The sequence below is a fragment of the Sorangium sp. So ce1014 genome (assembly GCF_051521505.1).
Taxonomy (GTDB): Bacteria; Myxococcota_A; Polyangia; order Polyangiales; family Polyangiaceae; genus Sorangium.
Window position 1 is genome coordinate 1468289 of sequence record NZ_CP150356.1, and the last position, 16456, is coordinate 1484744.

The following is a 16456-nucleotide window of genomic DNA, read 5'->3' on the forward strand; positions in this document are numbered from 1 at the left end:
GAGCCGCGCCCGGCGGCGGCGTCACCGCCTGCGCTTCGCCAGCCCGTAGCGGTTCATCTTCAGCACGAAGGTCCGGAGCGGCATGTGGAGCGCCTCCGCCGCCCTCGTCTGCACCCCGCCCGCCGCGGCGAGCGCCTCGGCGATGCGCGTGCGCTCTAGCTCCCGCACCTCCTCGGCGAGCGGCCGGAACGTCCGGCCGGGACCCCTCGCGGAAGGCGCCGCGGCGGAGGCCGGCGCCACGGAAGGCGGCAGGCTCTCGGGGCGCGACGGGACCGGCGCGAGCGGGGCGGGCAGGTGCCCCCGCTCGATGATGCGCGCGCTCACCGTCGCCGCGATGTACTCGATGACGTTCTTCAGCTCGCGCACGTTGCCCGGCCACGGGTAGGTCGTGAAGAGCTCCGTCGCCTCGGTCGACAGGACCATCTCCTCGCGCCCCGCCCGCGCGCACGCGTCGGCCAGGAACGCCCGCGAGAGCGCGAGGATCTCCCGGGGACGCTCCCGGAGCGGGGGCAAGATCACCGTGGCCGCGCCGAGGCGATAATAGAGATCCTGCCGGAAGCGGCCCGCCTTGACCTCTGCCTGAAGGTCCTTGTGCGTCGCGGCGACGAGGCGGATGTCGACGTCGCGCTCGCGCACGTCGCCGAGCCGGAGGATCTTCCTGGTCTCGATCGCGCGCAGGATCTTCGCCTGGGCGCTCGCCGAGAGATCGCCGATCTCGTCGAGGAACACCGTCCCGCCGCTCCCGTGCTCCAGGAGGCCCGGCTTCGGGCCCACCGCGCCGGAGAACGCGCCGCGCTCGTAGCCGAAGAGCTCGCTCTCGACAAGGCTCTCGGGCATCGCGGCGCAGTTGAGCGTGACGAGCGGCCGCGTCGCCCGCGGGGACCACTCGTGCAGCGCGCGCGCCGCGCTCTCCTTGCCAGCGCCCGTCTCGCCGGTGACGAGCACCGGGAGGTCCGTCGCCGCGAGGCGCCGGATCAGGTCGAACACGCGCACCATGGCCGCGTCGGCGAGCACCGTGCGCTGCCCGCCGAGCTCCAGCGTGGTCACCGCCTCCACGGCGGTCGCCGCCTGCCCGGGCAGGGCGACCTCCGCCGCGGCGCGGGCCGACGCGACGAGGGTGTCCGCGTCGCACCCGTCCGCGGGCGCCGTCGCCAGGCCGGCCTTCGGCGCCGCCGCGCCGGCGGCGTGCGCCGCGTGCGCCGCGTCGAGCAGCCGCTGCACGACATGGCCCGCCGCCGCGGCGTCCGCCTCGGGCAGGAGCACGAGGAGCCGATCGTCGGCCTCGAAGCCGGCGAAATCGGTCACCGCGAGCTCCCGCTCCAGCGCGCCGGCGACGACCTCGCGGGCGGAGGCCGCCCCGAGCTGGATGGCGATCACCGTCGCCGGCCGGTCGTGGCGCAGCGCCCTGTCGATCTCCCCCTCGATCCTGCGCCGCAGCTCCGCGATCTCGAGGAGCTGCCGGCTCTTCGCGGGGCGGGCGCACCGCATCACCACGACCGTGTCGCCGATCGACACGACGTCGCCCGAGCCGAGCGGCCTCGCGCCGTCGACGGGGACGCCGTTCAGCTGGGTGCCGTTCCGACTGCCGAGATCCACGAGCTGCGCGCGCCCGTCGAGCAGCACGATCTTCGCGTGCTCGCGCGACGCCGAGGTGTTGCGGAGGCGCACGTCGGCCCGGGGCCCGCGGCCCAGGAGCACCACGCCGTTCCGCGGGAGGCGAAGCACCGCGGAGGAGCTCCCTTGCACGACGAGCAGGTACGAGCCGCCCTCGTCGGCCCCGCGTGGCGCGTCATCTGTTCGGGTCGGACCCCAGGACGCTGTTGCCTCGCTCATCCTCTCGCGGCCGACTCTCTCATTCGGCACCAGCGCGCGCAAGGCTCCAGGCCGGCGCGGAATGGTCCGTCATGGCGCGTCGTCGTCCGTTGTCGTGCGCCGTTGCGCGCCATCGTGCGTATCGGGCGCAACGGAGCGCAACGGACCGCAACGGACCGCAACGGAGCACAGCGGGGCGCGAGGAGCTCGGCCCCGAACGCATTGCAAAGGCAAGGTCCTTGCACAGGCAGGAACCGCGACACGCCGCATGGTAGGCTCGCCGCCCGCAGGCAGGAATGCCGAGCGATTGAATGCAGGGGACGTTCTCCAGCACAGCGCGATTCACGATCGGCCGCCGCCTCGGCGAGGGCGCGTTCGGCGTGGTCTACGAGGCGCACGACCGCGAGCGAGGCGCGCGCGTTGCATTGAAGTCGCTCCACCGCCTCGACCCCGTCGCGCTCTACCGGTTCAAGCGTGAGTTCCGGGCGCTGTCCGAGGTCGTTCACCCGAACCTCGTCGCGCTCCACGAGCTGTTTTCCGAGGGGGAGCGGTGGTTTTTCACGATGGACCTCATCGAGGGCACCGATTTCCTCTCCTCGGTGCGCGGCCCCTCCGTGCGCAGCGCCCCGGCGCGCATCGCTTCGGAGCTCACCGCCTCGGAGCTCACCGCCTCGGTGCGCGCCCCCGCCCGCGACGATCCGGACGAGACGGCGCCGCTCGTCTCGTCGACGTGGCCCGAGCTGACCACCGCCGGTGACGCCGAGCGCGACCCGGCCGCCGCCGGCGACGCCGAGCGCGGCCCGGCCGCCGCTCCGCCGCCGCGCTGGGGGCCGCTGCGGAGCGCGCTCTTGCAGCTCGCCCAGGGCCTCGCCGCGCTCCACGCCGCCGGCAAGCTCCACCGCGACCTGAAGCCGTCGAACGTGCTCGTGACGCGCGAGGGCCGGGTCGTCATCCTCGATTTCGGCCTCGTCACGGAGCTCTCGACGGGCTCGATCGACCAGAGCGGCAGCCACATCGCGGGGACGCCGGCGTACATGGCGCCGGAGCAGGCGAGGAGCGGATCCCTGTCGCCCGCCTGCGACTGGTACGCGGTGGGCGTCATGCTCTACGAGGCGCTCACCGGCAGGAGGCCGTTCGAGGGCGGGGCGCTCGAGGTCATCGTGCAGAAGCAGCGAGACCTGCCGCCGCCTCCGAGCGCCCTCGCGAAGGGGATCCCGGAGGACCTCGACGCGCTCTGCGCCGAGCTCCTGCGGTCGCAGCCCGACGAGCGGCCCCCGGCGCACGAGGTGCTCCGGCGGCTGCTGCCGCCGAGCGGCGAGGCCGAGGGCCGCGCCCGCGGCGAGGCCGGCGCGCCCGAGCGCCCCGGGGCCCGCAGCAGCGCGCCGGCCCCGGGCGCGCCGTTCGTCGGGCGACAGGGGCACATCGACGCGCTGCGCGGCGCCTTCGCGCGGGCCAGGGGCGGCAGGGCGACCACCGTGCACATCCATGGCACCTCGGGCGCGGGCAAGACCGCCCTCGTCCGGCGCTTCCTCGACGAGCTCTCGCGCGCCGAGGAGGCGGTGGTCCTCGAAGGGCGGTGCTACGAGCGGGAGTCCGTCCCTTACAAGGCCGTCGACAGCCTCATCGACGCGCTCAGCCGCCACCTCGCGCGCCTCCCCCGGCTCGCGGCCGCCGAGCTCATGCCGCGCGATGTGCACGCGGTCGTGCGCCTCTTCCCGGTGCTCGGGCGGGTCGACGTGATCGCCCGGGCGCCGCGGCGCGAGGTCGAGCCCCCGGACGCCCGGGAGCTCCGCCGGCGCGGGTTCGCCGCCCTCCGCGAGATCCTCGCGCGGATCGCGGACCGGCGGCCGCTCGTCCTGTTCATCGACGACCTGCAGTGGGGCGACGACGCCGACAGCGCCGCGCTCCTCACCGACCTCCTCCGCGAGCCGGACGCGCCCGCGCTCTTGCTGCTCCTCTGCTACCGGAGCGAGGACGCCGCGCGGAGCGAGCTCGTGGCGCGGCTGCTCCCGCCCGCGTTGATCGACGCCGCCGACGCCGCCGACGCCGCCGACGCGGCCGACGGAGACGCGGGCGACGTGCGCGCGCTCGCCGTCGGCGCGCTCACGCCCGAGGAGGGGCGCGCCCTCGCGCTGACGTTCCTCGGGCGTGAGCGCGGCGACAGGGCCGCCGCGCAGGCCGACGCGATCGCGGCGGAGGCCGAGGGGAACCCGTTCTTCGTGCTCGAGCTCTCGCGCGAGCTGCAGGGGCGCGCCGCGCCGGGCTCGTCGCGCGGCGGCGACGGAGGCGTCCGGCTGGGGTCGGTCCTCGCGAACCGCCTCCTGCGCCTGCCCGCGGAGGCGAGGCGCCTGCTCGAGGTGGTCGCCGTGTCGGGCAAGCCGCTCGGCCGCCGCGCCGCCCGGGAGGCCGCCGGGCTCACCCCCGCGCAGGAGCAGGCCGCGCTCGCGGCGCTCCGGGCCGGCAACGCGATCCGCACGTGGGGTCAGCGCGACGAGCAGGAGATCGAGACCTTCCACGACCGCATCCGCGAGGCGGTGCTCGCGCAGGTCGGCGCGGCGGAGCTCGCGGCGGTCCACCTCGGGCTCGCCGCCGTCCTGGAGGTGTCGGGGCACTCCGAGGCGGACGTGCTCGCGATGCACTTCCGGCGCGCCGGGCGCATCGACAAGGCGGCCCACTACGCGGTCCAGGCGGGCGATCGCGCGGCCGAGGCGCTCGCGTTCGATCGCGCCGCGGAGCACTACGCCGCCGCGCTCGAGGCGGCGCCGGGGGGCGCGGCCGAGGCGGCGCCGGGGGGCGCGCTCGAGGCGGCGCCGGGGGTCGCGGCCGAGGCGCGCGCGCTGCGGGTCAAGCTCGCCCTCGCCCTGCGCAACGCCGGCCGCGGGGCGGAGGCGGCCCGGGCGTACGCCGCCGCGGCCGAGGGCGCGGCGCCGCACGAGAGCCTCGATCTGCGGCGGTGCGCCGCCGAGCAGCTGCTCGTGAGCGGGCACATCGAGGAGGGCAAGCGCGCGCTCCGGGGCGTGCTCGCCACCGTGGGGATGCGGCTCGTCGAGCGCCGGTGGGCGGTCTTGCTCTCGCTCCTGTTCTGGCGGCTCCTCCTGCGCCTGCGCGGGTTCCGCTTCCGGGAGCGCGACGCGCGCGAGCTGCCGGCCGAGGTCCTGACGCGCCTCGACATCTGCTGGTCGGCCGCCGTCGGGCTCGCGATGGCCGACGTCCTCCAGGGCGCCGCCTTCCAGGCGAGGCACCTCTTCCTGGCGCTCCGCGCGGGCGAGCCCTACCGCCTCGCCCGCGGCCTCTCGACCGAGATCGGCCACCTCGGCACCGATCACGCCGCGGGGCGCCGCCTCGCGCACCGGCGCTACCGCACGGCGGCGTCGCTCGCGGAGAAGGTCGGCGATCCGTACCTCGTCGGCGTCAACAAGTGCATGCTCGGCGTCGTCGAGTGCCTCTCCGGGCGCTGGGCCGAGGGCCTCGCGCTCTGCCGCGAGGCCGAGGAGCTCCTGCGCGCGCGGTGCGCGGGCGTCGCCTGGGAGCTCGGCACCACCAGCCGGTTCATGATGGTGGCCCACTACCATCGCGGCGAGCTCGACGCGCTGGCCCGCCTGGCGGCGCCGCGCATCGCCGACGCGGACGCGCGCGGCGACCTCTACGCGGCCACCTTCTTCCGGGTGGGGCTCACGTACATCGTGCCGCTCGCCGCGGACCGGCCGGACGCCGCGCGCGACGAGGTGCTCGGCGCCATGGCGCGGTGGCCCCGCCGCTCGTTCGACCACCTCGATTGCCTGGAGACCATGGCGCTCGGGCGCATCGACCTCTACGTGGGGGCGCCGCTCGCGGCGCGGCAGCGGATCCGGGAGCGCTGGCGCAAGATCGCCGGGTCGTTCCTGCCGAGGTTCCAGTACTACCGCGTATTGATTCATCATTTGCGCGCCTCCGCCGCGCTCGAGGCCGCCGCGCGCGAGGCCTCTGGCGACGCCCGGCTCGCGCGGACCCTCCTCGGCGAGGCGGAGCGGGACGCGCGGCGGCTGTCGCGCGAGGGCGCGCCGTGGGTCGCGCCGATGGCGATGTCCCTGCGCGCCGCGATCGCGGCGCAGCGGGGCCAGGCCGCCTCGGCGCTCTCGCTCCTGGAGGCGGCCGCGGCCGCGTTCGACGAGAGCGAGATGGCCCTGTTCGCCGCCTGCGCCCGCCGCCGCCGCGGTCAGCTCCTCGGCGGCGAGGAGGGCCGCGCCCTGATCCAGGCCGCAGACGCGTGGATGGCGGGCCAGGGGATCCGGGACCCCGCCCGCATCGCGGCGATCTTCGCGCCGGGGTTCAGGTGAGGTCGATCTCGACGGTGCGCACCGCGGCCGTCGCCGGGGAGGCCCGGAGCGTCGAGAGCAGCGGGCTGCGTCCTGCGCCCTCGGCGCGGTAGGCGACGATCAGCAGGATCGCGGCCGGGTCCGGCGGGGCCATGATCTCCGCGAGCAGCGCCGCGCTGTCGGCGTCGCCCCAGTGGGCGTCGTCGATGAAGACGATCACGGGGCGGCGGTCGGAGAGCCGCCCGAGCAGGTCGCGGAGCGCGGCCGACGCGCGCGCCCGGAGGCGCGGCTCGCTCTCGTCGTCGGCGGCGCTCCGCGGCGAGGCGCGCACGGCCGGGACGCGCGCGAGCACGGGAAAGACCCGGGCGAGCGCGGCGGCGCCGCGGGGCATGAGCGCGGCGGCGTCCGGCGGCGGGGTCCGCACGAGGTGGCGGCTGAGCGCGTCGATCGCGCCGTCGAGCGCCTTGAACGGCACCTGCTCGCGCTCGTGGCACCTGCTTTCCAGGACGAGCGCGTCCTCCGCGCTGCCGTCGAGGAAGGCGCGCACGAGCGCGCTCTTCTCCGCCTCCGCCCCGGCGGCGCCCTGGACGAGGACGAGGCCGGGCCGCCCGTCCTCCCGCACCCGCGCGAGCGCGCCGGCGATCGCGTCGAGCTCCGGCGCGCGCCGCGCGCGTATCGGAGCGGCCGCGCGCGCCGCGCCCGCGACACCCGCGCCGCGGCCGCCCGGAGCCGCCGTCGGGGCCGGGGGCGCCGGCGCGGGCTCGCCCGTCGCGCCGAGGCGGCGGATGACCTCGGGGCCGGAGGGGCGCCGCTCGGGCGCCGCGCACAGCAGATCGGCGGCGAGGCGCTCGAGGTCGTCCGGCGCCCACGGAGCGACGTCGCGGAGCCGGGGGGGCGAGGATCGCTGCTTCTCGGCGAGGACCTCGAGGGGCGTCCCCGTGTAGGGCGGCCGGCCTGCCAGCGCCTCGAAGAGCATCACGCCGAGGGCGTACAAGTCGGCGCTCGGCGCGACGGCGCGCGCGCCCACCTGCTCCGGCGCCATGTAGCGCGGCGTCCCGACGAGCTGCTCGGCGTCGGTCGCGTTCTGCCCGCTGTGCGAGAGGCGCGAGGCGATGCCGAAGTCGAGGACGACGGCGCGCCCCTCGGGCGTGACGAGCACGTTCGAGGGCTTGAGATCGCGGTGGACGAGCCGCGCCTCGTGCACGGCCTCGAGCGCCCGCGCGACCTGGACGAGCGACGACCGCACCCGCTCGAGATCGGCGCGCGCTCCCGGGCGGGCGGCGCGGACATCGATGGATGCGGGAGAGCGCGCGCTCTCTCCTTCCAGTTCCAGTTCCAGCTCTTCCTGCGTGGCGTCGAGATCGATCCCCTCGTCCGGCGGCGCGGTGCTCGCCAGGCTGGGCGGCGGGGCGGCGCCGCCCGCGGTGTCCTGCCCGCGCACGTACGTGAGCCAGTCGACCCCGTGGACGAGCTCCATGGTGAAGAACCACGCGTCTCCGCTGCCGACGAGGTCGTGGAGCCGGACGAGGTTGTCGTGCGCGATGTCGGCCAGCGCCCGGAATTCCCTCTTGAAGCGGTACAGCGCCGATGCGCTCACGCGCGCCAGCGTCTTCAGGGCGACGCGCTCGCCGCGCTCGCGGTCGAGCGCCTCGTACACGATCCCGAAGCCACCTGCCCCGAGCCGCCGGACGATCTGAAAGCGCTCGGGGACATGCGGCATGGAGGGCTACGCGAGGTGAGGTCCCGTATCGGCACCGTATCAGGTCGTGGCGCACGGCGGCCACCGTGAAGCGCGGCCTCCCCGGGCTCTTCGAGGCTGATTGACAATGCCCCGGCGGGTCCCGCATCCTGGGCTCCGATCACCCCCGAGAGGCCCTGGGCCGCAGGAAGATGCCATGAGCACCGTTCTCCATCGTCTGGATCAGTGGGCCAATGAATCTCCTGACGCGCCGGCCCAGCGCTACAAATCCCAGGGTGAATGGAAGGCGCTGACCGCGCGTGACTTCCGTGACCGGGTCCACCATCTGGCGCTGTTCCTCGAGTCGAAGGGCTTCGACGCGAGCCAGATCGGCGCGATTCTCTCGTACAACTGCCCGCAGTGGGTGCACGCCGATCTGGCGGCGCTGCTCGTCGGGGGCAAGTCGGCGGGGCTCTATCCGAACTCCACGGCGAAAGACATCCAGTACATCCTGGCGCACACCGAGGCGACGCTGCTCTCGGTGCAAAACAAGGAATATTTTCAGAAGATCTCCGGCGAGAAGGGCGAGGTCGCTGTCCCTGACAGCGTGCGGTGGATCCTTGTCTTCGACGGCGACACGTCGATCTCTCCGAAGGCGATCTCGTATGACCAGGCGCTGGCCGAGGGCCGCGCGCTCGCGCAGCGGCCGGGCGCGAAGACCTACGCCGACTACCTGGCGAAGATCGATCCCACGGCCGGCGCGTTCCTGATCTACACGTCGGGCACGACGGGCAACCCCAAGGGGGCGATGCTCTCGCACGACAACCTGGCCTACACGTCCGACGTCGCGGCGAAGTACTGGGGCCTGCCGTTCGCGAATGGCTCGATGTTCTCGTTCCTCCCGCTCTGCCATATCGCCGAGAAGCTGCAGAACGTCGGGGTCGGTATCACCCAGCGTTCGACCGTCAATTTCTGCTCGAAGTTCGAGAACGTCTCGGTCGAGCTCCCCGACGTGCAGCCCACGCTCTTGCTCTGCGTGCCGCGGCTCTGGGAGAAGATGATGGAAGGCGTGATGGCGAAGGTGCGCGGCGGCAAGGGCGCCAAGAAGAAGCTCGCGGAGTGGGCGCTCGCCGTCGGCGCCCGCGTGGCCGAGGCGAAGTACGCGAAGCGGGCGCCGAGCCCGCTCGACGCCCTGCAGCTCAAGCTCGCCGACAAGCTCGTGCTGAGCAAGGTGCGCGCCGCGCTCGGCCTGGGCAAGGCCGAGATCCTGGCCTCGGGCGCGGCGGCGCTCGCGCCGCACATCTCGACGTGGTTCCGCGCGCTGGGCCTCGAGATCCTCGAGGATTTCGGCCAGACCGAGTCGACGGGCGTCATCTGCATGACCGAGCCGGGCGTCGAGAGCGCGGGCACGGTGGGCAAGCCCGTGCCTGGCATGGAGTTCAAGCTGGCCGAGGACGGCGAGATCCTGACGCGCGGCCGGCACGTGTTCGTCGGTTATCACAAGGACGAGGCGGCGACCGCGGCGACGCTCGAGGACGGCTGGCTGCACACGGGCGATCTCGGCGAGTGGAACGAGCGCGGGCAGCTCAAGATCCGGGGTCGCAAGAAGGAGATCCTCAAGACCTCCGGCGGCAAGATGATCGCGCCGCTGCCGATCGAGGAGAAGCTCAAGGCGGCGGAGATCATCAGTCAGGTGTGCATGGTGGGCGACGGCCGCAAGTACCTCTCGGCGCTGATCACCCTGACCGAGGTGAAGCTCGCCGAGCTCAAGGGCGGCGGCGCCCTGAGCGGCGACACCGCGATCACGAGCCCCGAGGTGGTCGGCCAGGTGAAGGTGCACATCGACGCGCTGAACGCCGAGCTCGCCAGCTTCGAGCAGATCAAGAAGTTCACGGTCCTCATCCGCGAGTTCTCGGTGCAGGACGGCGAGATGACGCCGACGCTCAAGATGAAGCGCAACGTGATCGAGCAGCGCTTCCGCGCTCTAATCGACCAGATGTACACTGACTGAAGGGGGCGCCGTTCAGATCGGAAGTGGGGGAGGGGAGGGGAGGGGCCGCCAAGATGGGGGGAGATGAAGGGGGCTTGGCGGCCTTTTGTGCGAGCGGGCCTCAGGGGCGATGTCGGGAATCAGGCCTTCGCGAGGTAGGCTTCGAGATCGTCGGCCCCGCCGATGTACTTTCCGTCGACGAAGACCTGCGGCGTCGACGACTTGCCGCTCACGGCTCGCAGGCGGCGCGGCGAGGCGGCCACCTCCTCGTAGGGCACATTCCGCTCCTCCAGGAGCCGCTTCGCCTTGGTGCAGTAGCTACACCCCGGCTTCGTGAACAGCAGCACGTCGTGCGGCGCCTTCGACGACGGATCCAGGTGCTTCAGCATCGTGTCGGCGTCCGACACGTCGAAGGGATCGCCCTCCACCTCGGGCTCGATGAACATCTTCTTGATCACGCCGTCGTCGACAAGCATCGAGTAGCGCCACGAGCGCTTGCCGAACCCGAGGTTCGCCTTGTCGACGAGCATGCCCATCTTCTCGGTGAACTCCCCGTTCCCGTCGGGCAGGAACTGGACCTTGTCCGCGTGCTGGTTCTTGCACCACTCATCCATCACGAACGCATCGTTCACGGACACGCACGCGACCGTGTCCACCCCGCGCCGCTTGAACTCGTCCGCGAGCTCGTTGTAGCGCGGCACATGGCTGCTCGAGCAGGTCGGCGTGAAGGCGCCCGGCAGCGCGAACACCACCACCTTCTTGCCCGCGAACACGTCCTTGGTGGTCACGTCCTTCCACTGACCGTCGATCCGCGTGCGAAACGTGACATCCGGAACGCGCTGCCCTTCGAGATTCTTCAACATGACTGTCCTGCTCCTCCAGTGAGCTTCTCGTTGCCATCGGAACGGCAACCGCTTGTAACCGCTTGTTCAACGTCGTGCGGCGCTCCACGTGGCGCTCTGCGGCCGGCGAGAACTTAACCCCGACCTTCGACTCCGGCCAGCCGTCGCGTGTCATCCCGAGGGCCCGCGCGCCGGCGCGCGCCATGCTGCACAGCCCGCTGTGGCGTTTCTGCAGCCGCCCGGCGCCGGAGCGCGCCCGACAGACGACCGCGACGCAGGGCCGCTCTCCCGGGACAGGGCGAGCCGCCCGGCCGCGCCGCGCCGGCTCGGGACGCCGCCCGCGAGCCCCCGCAGCGGCGCGCGAGCAGGCCGCCGGTCAATCGCCCCGCGCCAGATCCACCGCGCGCCAGAGGTACCAGCTCGCCGCCGTGCGGTACGGCCTCCAGCGCTCGCCGCGCCGCTCGAGGTCCTTGCGCGCCGGCAGGTCGGGCAGCTTGAACGCGATCGCGAAACCTTTGCGGATGCCGTAGTCGTCCACGGGCAGCACGTCGGGGCGGCCCAGGCGGAACATGAGGAGCATCTCCACCGTCCAGCGGCCGATGCCGCGCACCTGGGTGAGGCGCTCGATGATCGCCTCGTCCTCCATGCCGTGGACCTCGGCGAGCGTGGGGAGCTCGCCGTCCTGCGCCCTCCGCGCGAGGTCGCGCAGCGAGAGGAGCTTCGCGCGCGAGAGGCCGGCGGCGCGGAGCTTCTCGTCCGAGGCGCGCAGGATCTGCTCGGGCGTGGGGCCCTCGTGCGCGCGGGCGAAGAGCGCCCGCACGCGCGCGAAGATTGTCGCCGCGGCCTTGCCGGTGAGCTGCTGGTAGACGATCGACTCCGCGAGCGCGACGAAGAGGCTCGAGGTCCTGTCGAGCCGCATCCCGAAGGGCCCGACCGCATCGATGACGCGCGCGAGGGCCGCGTCGGACGCGCGCAGGCGCTCGACGGCGGCGGCCGGATCGAAGCCGAAGGCGCCGCCGCCGCCGTCGGCCTGGAGCGCGCCGGCCGCCCGGGCGCTCTCGATCGCGAGGAGGCGGAGCTTCGTCGTGACGCCGCCGTTCGCCGAGAAGCCGCCGACCTTGCCGCCGGCGGCGAGCACGCGGTGGCACGGCACGAGGATCGCGAACGGGTTGCGCCCGAGCGCTTGCCCCACGGCGCGCGCCGCGCCGAGCGACCCGAGCCGCGCCGCGATGTCGCCGTAGGTCAGCGTGGCGCCCGGCGGGATCGTGCGCGCGACCTCGTAGACGCGGCGGTGGAACGGCGGCACGCGCTCCAGGTCGAGCGCGACGCCGGACAGATCGCTCGCCTCGCCGCGGAGGAGCGCGACGATCGCGTCGACCGCGCGCTGCACGTCGGGCGGGGGCGGCGCCTCGCGCGCGGCGTCGGGGACGCGCTCCAGCAGGCGCGCGCGCGTGCCCTGCTCGCGCCCCTCCGGGAGCTGCAAGAGGGTGATGCCGCGCGTGCCCCACGCGATGCCGCACCGGCCGATCGCCGTGTCGAAGAGGAGGAAACCGTGTGCCGTCATGGGGGGTCGGCGCGGCGGAGCGCCCGCGTCCGGCGGCCATCCTAGGAGCGCGCGGCGAGCCGGTCTTGGAAGATCTTGCGATCTCCCCGCGCCGCCCGGCGGAAGCCGCGGGGCGAGACGCCGGCGGCGCGATGGAAGGTGCGGACGAAGTTGGAGAGGTCGCCGAACCCGACGTCGAGCGCGATGTCGGTGATGGACCGGGCGCCGTCGGCCAGGAGGCGCGCCGCGCGGCGCAGGCGGGCGCGGAGCAGGTACTGGTGCGGGGTCACGCCGAGCACCCGCGCGAACAGCCGCAGGAAGTGGAACGGGCTGAGCCCGACCTCTCGCGCGGCGCCCTCGAGATCGATCGGCTCGTGCGCGTGCTCGTCCATCCAGACCGCCGCCTCCACCGCGCGCCGGCGGTCGCGCGGGAGGGCCTCCTGCGGCCTCCGCGCCCGCCCGGAGGCGACCTCGACGAAGCGGGCGGCGAGGAGCATCCCCGCCTCGTCGAGGCCGATGTCGCTCTTGCCCTCGGCGGCCGCCTGCGCGAGCTCGCCGAGCACCATCAGCTCGGGCAGCGGCGGCACGCCGCCGGTCCGAAAGGTCCCGGCCGGGGCGCCGAGCGCCTCGACGAGCGCCGGCGCGAGGTGGATGGACAGGCACTCGTCGCCGCCGCGGATGTGGTCGTGCGTGCACATGTACTCGTCGCCGGGGTGGCCGATCAGGAGCGAGCCGGCCACGAGCTCGAACGACCCCCCTCGCACGCGGTAACCGAAGCTGCCCTTGCGCACGTAGGAGACCGAGAAGCCGCGGTGCAGCTCGGCGAACGGCGCGTCGGCAGGTCCGGCGCTGCACCGGTAGTCGAGCACCGAGAGGGCCTCGCGCTCGAGCACCGTCGTGACCCTCATGCGTCACCGACTGTACCCGCGGCGGAGAGGCCGAGCAACGCGCCGCCGCGGCCGCCTGGCGCGCCCACGACCGCGCGGCCCGGCGCGCTGCGCGGCGACCCGAAGTCGGCGAGGAGCAGCGCGCCGCCGGGGCGGAGCACGCGGAGGATCTCCTCGGCCGTCCGCCGCTTGTCGTCCGCGGCGAGGTGGTGGAACATGAGGCTCGACGCCACGCGATCGAAGGTGCCGTCCGGATACGGCAGCTCCCACGCCATCGCCCGTCTCCTGCTGGGGTGTCGCGCCGAGGAGGACGCACCGGCCGCGCGCCTATTGCACCTGCCTCGCTCCGAAATGCGCCGGCCAGCGGGCCACATTATCGCACCACTGCGCCGCTGCGGCGGCTGTGGCGTCGCGGCGCGTCAGTGCCCCTGGCTGCTTCCTGAAGGTCCTGCGCGTCGCCTCGCCTTCCCAGGGTACGGACCGGCGCGGGCACGCCTGCGGGCGCAGCGCGCGTCGTCCTGGCCCCGTTGCCCCGCTCTGGCGCGGTGTCGCCCGTTTGCATACCGCCCCCTTCTGACGGTCCTGTGGAGGACTGCTCCCCGCGCCGGATCGCGACGCGAAGCTTCGCGTCCTGCCCGGGATCCGGTATCCTCTCGGTTCCCCCCTCGGGAGGTGCGCTGGCGTATGAAGTTCGAGAAAGACGTCATTCTGGCCGGCAAATTTCGCCTGGAGAGAGAGCTGTCGCACGGCGGGATGGGCTCGATCTGGGTGGCGCAGCACGTCCAGCTCGACACGCCCGTCGCCGTCAAGTTCATGCGCGACGTGTTCTCGGAGCTGCCGGTGCTTCGCGCGCGCTTCGAGCGGGAGGCGCGCGCCGCCGCGCAGCTCAAGAGTCCTCATATCGTGCAGGTCCACGACTTCGGCTTCGAGGATGACGTGCCCTACCTCGTCATGGAGCTCCTGCAAGGCGAGGATCTCAACAAGCGCCTCCAGCGGTGCGGCCGCCTCTCGCTCCCGGAGACGCTGCACATCATCGCCCAGGCCGGGAAGGCGCTCCGCAGCGTCCATGAAGCGGGGTTCGTGCACCGCGACCTCAAGCCCGCCAACTTCTTCCTGGCGCGCATCGACGGCGAGGATGGCGAGATCGTGAAGCTGCTCGACTTCGGGATCGCGAAGGACATCTCGGCGGCGCTCGCGTCCGACATCTCGGCCACGGGCGAGGTGATGGGCTCGCCCAACTACATGAGCCCGGAGCAGTTCTATGGCGAACGGGACGTGGACGCGCGCAGCGATCTCTGGTCGCTCGGGGTCATCCTGTTCAAGATGCTCACGGGGCAGCTGCCGTTCCCGGGCGACGCGATCGGCCGCGTGGTCACGAAGGTCATCCTCGGCGCGGTCCCGTCGGCGAGGAAGATCGCCCCCGAGCTGCCCAGCGGCATCGACGCGTTCTTCATGCGGGCGCTGGCGCGCGATCGGGACAAGCGGTTCCAGAACGTGCGCGAGATGGTCAACGAGCTCGCGCGCGTCGCGGGCGCGCCGCCGTTCTTTTCGCTCGCGGGCGACACCTCGCTGGGCGCCGGCTGGTCAGGGCGCGGCTCCGGCGGGGCGCCGGGGCTCGCCGACCCCGGCACCCCGCCGGTCGGGCAGCTGACGACGATGCCCATCCAGCGGCGCTCGGACCCGAACGATGTCCGCGCCTCGACGCAGGGCACCTTGACCGACGCGATCAACCTGTCGGCGCCGCACACGGCGCGCGCCGCCATCGCGCGGGCCGCGGGGCGCGTCGCCATCGGGGTGACGATCGCCGTCGTGGGCGTCGGCCTGGGCATCGCCGCGCTCAGCGGATCCTCGACCGACGGCGACCGGACCCGAGCGTCCGCGGCCGACTCGGCGCCCGCGCTCGCCGCGCCGTCGAGCGACGCGCCGGCCGGGCTCGCGGCGGTCCCCGCCAGCCCGAGCGCCCCCGAGGCGCGCACCGCGGCGGCGCCTGCGGTGGTGCCGGCCCCGTTGCCGCTCGACCCGGGCGCGGACGCGGGCGCGCCGAACGCCGCCTCCCCGGCGCCGGCGCAGGCATCGCCCGTCCCCTCCGGGGCGGCGGCGCAGAGCGCCGCGCCCGCGCGCCCCACGTCCCCGGCCGCCGCTCGGGCCGCGCCGAAACCGGCGCCGCGCAAGACACCACCGGCTCCTCGCAAGAAGTCCGGCGGGCGCGGGCCGGACTGGGGACTCTAGCCGGGTGGCTCCGCGCCCCCAGAGAGCAGGAATGCGCTTCCGAGCCGCGGTGATGGGTACGCTCCTCCTTGTCACGCTCGCCGGCGCGGGGGCGTCGGCGCAGGCCCCGCCCCCGTCGGCGAGGACGCGACAGGCGGCCGTCACGTACGCCAACCAGGGGTGGACGGCCTACCGGGCCCGCCGGTACCGGGAGGCGCTCCAGGCCTTCCGGCGCGCCGAGGCCACGGTGCATGCGCCGACCTTCCTGATCATGGTCGCGCGCTCCTGCCACAAGCTCGGCCGCCTGACCGAGGCGCGCTCGGTCTACCAGCTCATCGTCGACGAGCAGCTCTCGGCCGACGCCTCGCAGGCGTTCCAGCAGGCCCAGGCCGAGGCGAGGACGGAGCTCGAGGCGGTGGCGTCGCGCATCCCCACCGTGGAGATCACCGTGACGGGCGCGGGCTCGGGGGGCGCGCAGGTGGCGCTCGACGGGTTGGACGTGCCGCCGTCGACGCCCGTCGCGCGCGATCCGGGCAGCCACACGCTGGCCGTGGGGGCGCCTGGACGACGCGGGCTGACGAGGCAGATCGTCCTCAAGGAGGGGATGAGGACCCGGGTCGAGATCGATCTGGCGGCCGGAAAGGTGCGGATCTGGAACGACGGGCCCGAGCACGGCGCGGGCGGCGAGCCGCAGCCGGTCGGCCCTGGGCAGGTCGCGGCCGACGCCAGCGCCCGGGAGGGCGGCGAGCCGCAGCCGGTCGGCCCTGGGCGGGTCGCGGCCGACGGCAGCGCCCAGGAGGGCGGCGACGCGGCGGATGGGCGCCCGAGCTCGCGCAGCACCGCGGTCGTGATCACGGGGCTCGCCGCGACCGCCGTGGGGGCGGGGCTCGGCGCCGCGTTCGTGCTCATGTCGAACGAGAAGGCGAGCTCGCAGCAGCTCCTCCTGGGGCCCGCCTGCACGGACCCTGCGCGCTGCCCTGGGCTCGATCTGCGCGGGTACAACGACCTGGGACACGCCAAGGCAGACCTCGCGAACGCGGCGGTCTGGAGCTTCCTGGCCGCGGGCGCGGCGGGGCTCGGCACGGTGGCGTACGTCTTCCTGACAGGGCAGCCCGACGCGCGGGACGCGACGGCAACCCGCCTGTCGGTGATCCCCATGCCGGGCGGGCTCGTCCTCAGCAAGCGCTGGTGAGGTTTCCGA

10 protein-coding genes are annotated in these 16456 nt (G+C 74.1%); 4 read left to right on the forward strand and 6 right to left on the reverse strand.

Annotated features, from left to right (window positions below):
* Nucleotides 1-21: 21 nt before the first annotated feature.
* On the reverse strand, nucleotides 22-1833 hold the full coding sequence (locus tag WME75_RS05570; RefSeq protein WP_437487062.1) for a sigma 54-interacting transcriptional regulator: 1812 nt from the start codon (nucleotides 1831-1833) through the stop codon (nucleotides 22-24).
* A 290-nt stretch (nucleotides 1834-2123) separates the two neighbouring features.
* On the opposite strand from WME75_RS05570, the gene WME75_RS05575 reads away from it, so the two are divergent.
* Nucleotides 2124-6128 (forward strand): serine/threonine-protein kinase, encoded by a 4005-nt coding sequence (locus WME75_RS05575; RefSeq protein ID WP_437487063.1) that lies wholly within the window; start codon nucleotides 2124-2126, stop codon nucleotides 6126-6128.
* Here the strand turns inward: WME75_RS05575 and WME75_RS05580 are convergent.
* Nucleotides 6121-7827, reverse strand: a complete 1707-nt coding sequence (locus tag WME75_RS05580) for a protein kinase domain-containing protein (RefSeq protein ID WP_437487064.1) — start codon at nucleotides 7825-7827, stop codon at nucleotides 6121-6123. The two genes, WME75_RS05575 and WME75_RS05580, sit on opposite strands and share 8 nt — an antisense overlap.
* 175 nt (nucleotides 7828-8002) lie before the next feature.
* Here WME75_RS05580 and WME75_RS05585 point away from each other — a divergent pair, with 175 nt between their 5' ends.
* Nucleotides 8003-9796 carry an AMP-dependent synthetase/ligase gene (locus WME75_RS05585; RefSeq protein ID WP_437487065.1) on the forward strand — a complete coding sequence of 598 codons (1794 nt, stop codon included), beginning with the start codon at nucleotides 8003-8005 and terminating at the stop codon, nucleotides 9794-9796.
* A gap of 119 nt (nucleotides 9797-9915) precedes the next feature.
* On the opposite strand, the gene WME75_RS05590 is transcribed toward WME75_RS05585, so the two are convergent.
* The 4 genes from WME75_RS05590 to WME75_RS05605 form a co-directional block, all read right to left on the reverse strand.
* Nucleotides 9916-10638 (reverse strand): glutathione peroxidase, encoded by a 723-nt coding sequence (locus tag WME75_RS05590; protein ID WP_437487066.1) that lies wholly within the window; start codon nucleotides 10636-10638, stop codon nucleotides 9916-9918.
* 355 nt (nucleotides 10639-10993) lie between these two features.
* Nucleotides 10994-12181 carry a methylated-DNA--[protein]-cysteine S-methyltransferase gene (locus WME75_RS05595; RefSeq protein WP_437487067.1) on the reverse strand — a complete coding sequence of 396 codons (1188 nt, stop codon included), beginning with the start codon at nucleotides 12179-12181 and terminating at the stop codon, nucleotides 10994-10996.
* Nucleotides 12182-12222: 41 nt separating this feature from the next.
* Nucleotides 12223-13068 (reverse strand): helix-turn-helix domain-containing protein, encoded by an 846-nt coding sequence (locus WME75_RS05600; RefSeq protein ID WP_437487068.1) that lies wholly within the window; start codon nucleotides 13066-13068, stop codon nucleotides 12223-12225.
* Entirely contained in the window at nucleotides 13065-13421 is a 357-nt protein-coding gene (locus WME75_RS05605; protein ID WP_437487069.1) for a class I SAM-dependent methyltransferase, read from the reverse strand. Before WME75_RS05605 ends, WME75_RS05600 begins: the two co-directional genes overlap by 4 nt.
* A gap of 310 nt (nucleotides 13422-13731) precedes the next feature.
* Here WME75_RS05605 and WME75_RS05610 point away from each other — a divergent pair, with 310 nt between their 5' ends.
* On the forward strand, nucleotides 13732-15276 hold the full coding sequence (locus WME75_RS05610) for a serine/threonine-protein kinase (RefSeq protein WP_437487070.1): 1545 nt from the start codon (nucleotides 13732-13734) through the stop codon (nucleotides 15274-15276).
* A gap of 31 nt (nucleotides 15277-15307) precedes the next feature.
* Nucleotides 15308-16447, forward strand: a complete 1140-nt coding sequence (locus tag WME75_RS05615; RefSeq protein WP_437487071.1) for a hypothetical protein — start codon at nucleotides 15308-15310, stop codon at nucleotides 16445-16447.
* The last annotated feature ends 9 nt before the right edge of the window (nucleotides 16448-16456 follow it).

Coding starts and splice junctions, on each gene's coding strand:
- WME75_RS05570 (WP_437487062.1), bottom strand. CDS start 1,833: ATGAGCGAGGCAACAGCGTCCTGGGGTCCGACCCGAACAGATGACGCG.
- WME75_RS05575 (WP_437487063.1), top strand. CDS start 2,124: ATGCAGGGGACGTTCTCCAGCACAGCGCGATTCACGATCGGCCGCCGC.
- WME75_RS05580 (WP_437487064.1), bottom strand. CDS start 7,827: ATGCCGCATGTCCCCGAGCGCTTTCAGATCGTCCGGCGGCTCGGGGCA.
- WME75_RS05585 (WP_437487065.1), top strand. CDS start 8,003: ATGAGCACCGTTCTCCATCGTCTGGATCAGTGGGCCAATGAATCTCCT.
- WME75_RS05590 (WP_437487066.1), bottom strand. CDS start 10,638: ATGTTGAAGAATCTCGAAGGGCAGCGCGTTCCGGATGTCACGTTTCGC.
- WME75_RS05595 (WP_437487067.1), bottom strand. CDS start 12,181: ATGACGGCACACGGTTTCCTCCTCTTCGACACGGCGATCGGCCGGTGC.
- WME75_RS05600 (WP_437487068.1), bottom strand. CDS start 13,068: ATGAGGGTCACGACGGTGCTCGAGCGCGAGGCCCTCTCGGTGCTCGAC.
- WME75_RS05605 (WP_437487069.1), bottom strand. CDS start 13,421: ATGTGGCCCGCTGGCCGGCGCATTTCGGAGCGAGGCAGGTGCAATAGG.
- WME75_RS05610 (WP_437487070.1), top strand. CDS start 13,732: ATGAAGTTCGAGAAAGACGTCATTCTGGCCGGCAAATTTCGCCTGGAG.
- WME75_RS05615 (WP_437487071.1), top strand. CDS start 15,308: ATGCGCTTCCGAGCCGCGGTGATGGGTACGCTCCTCCTTGTCACGCTC.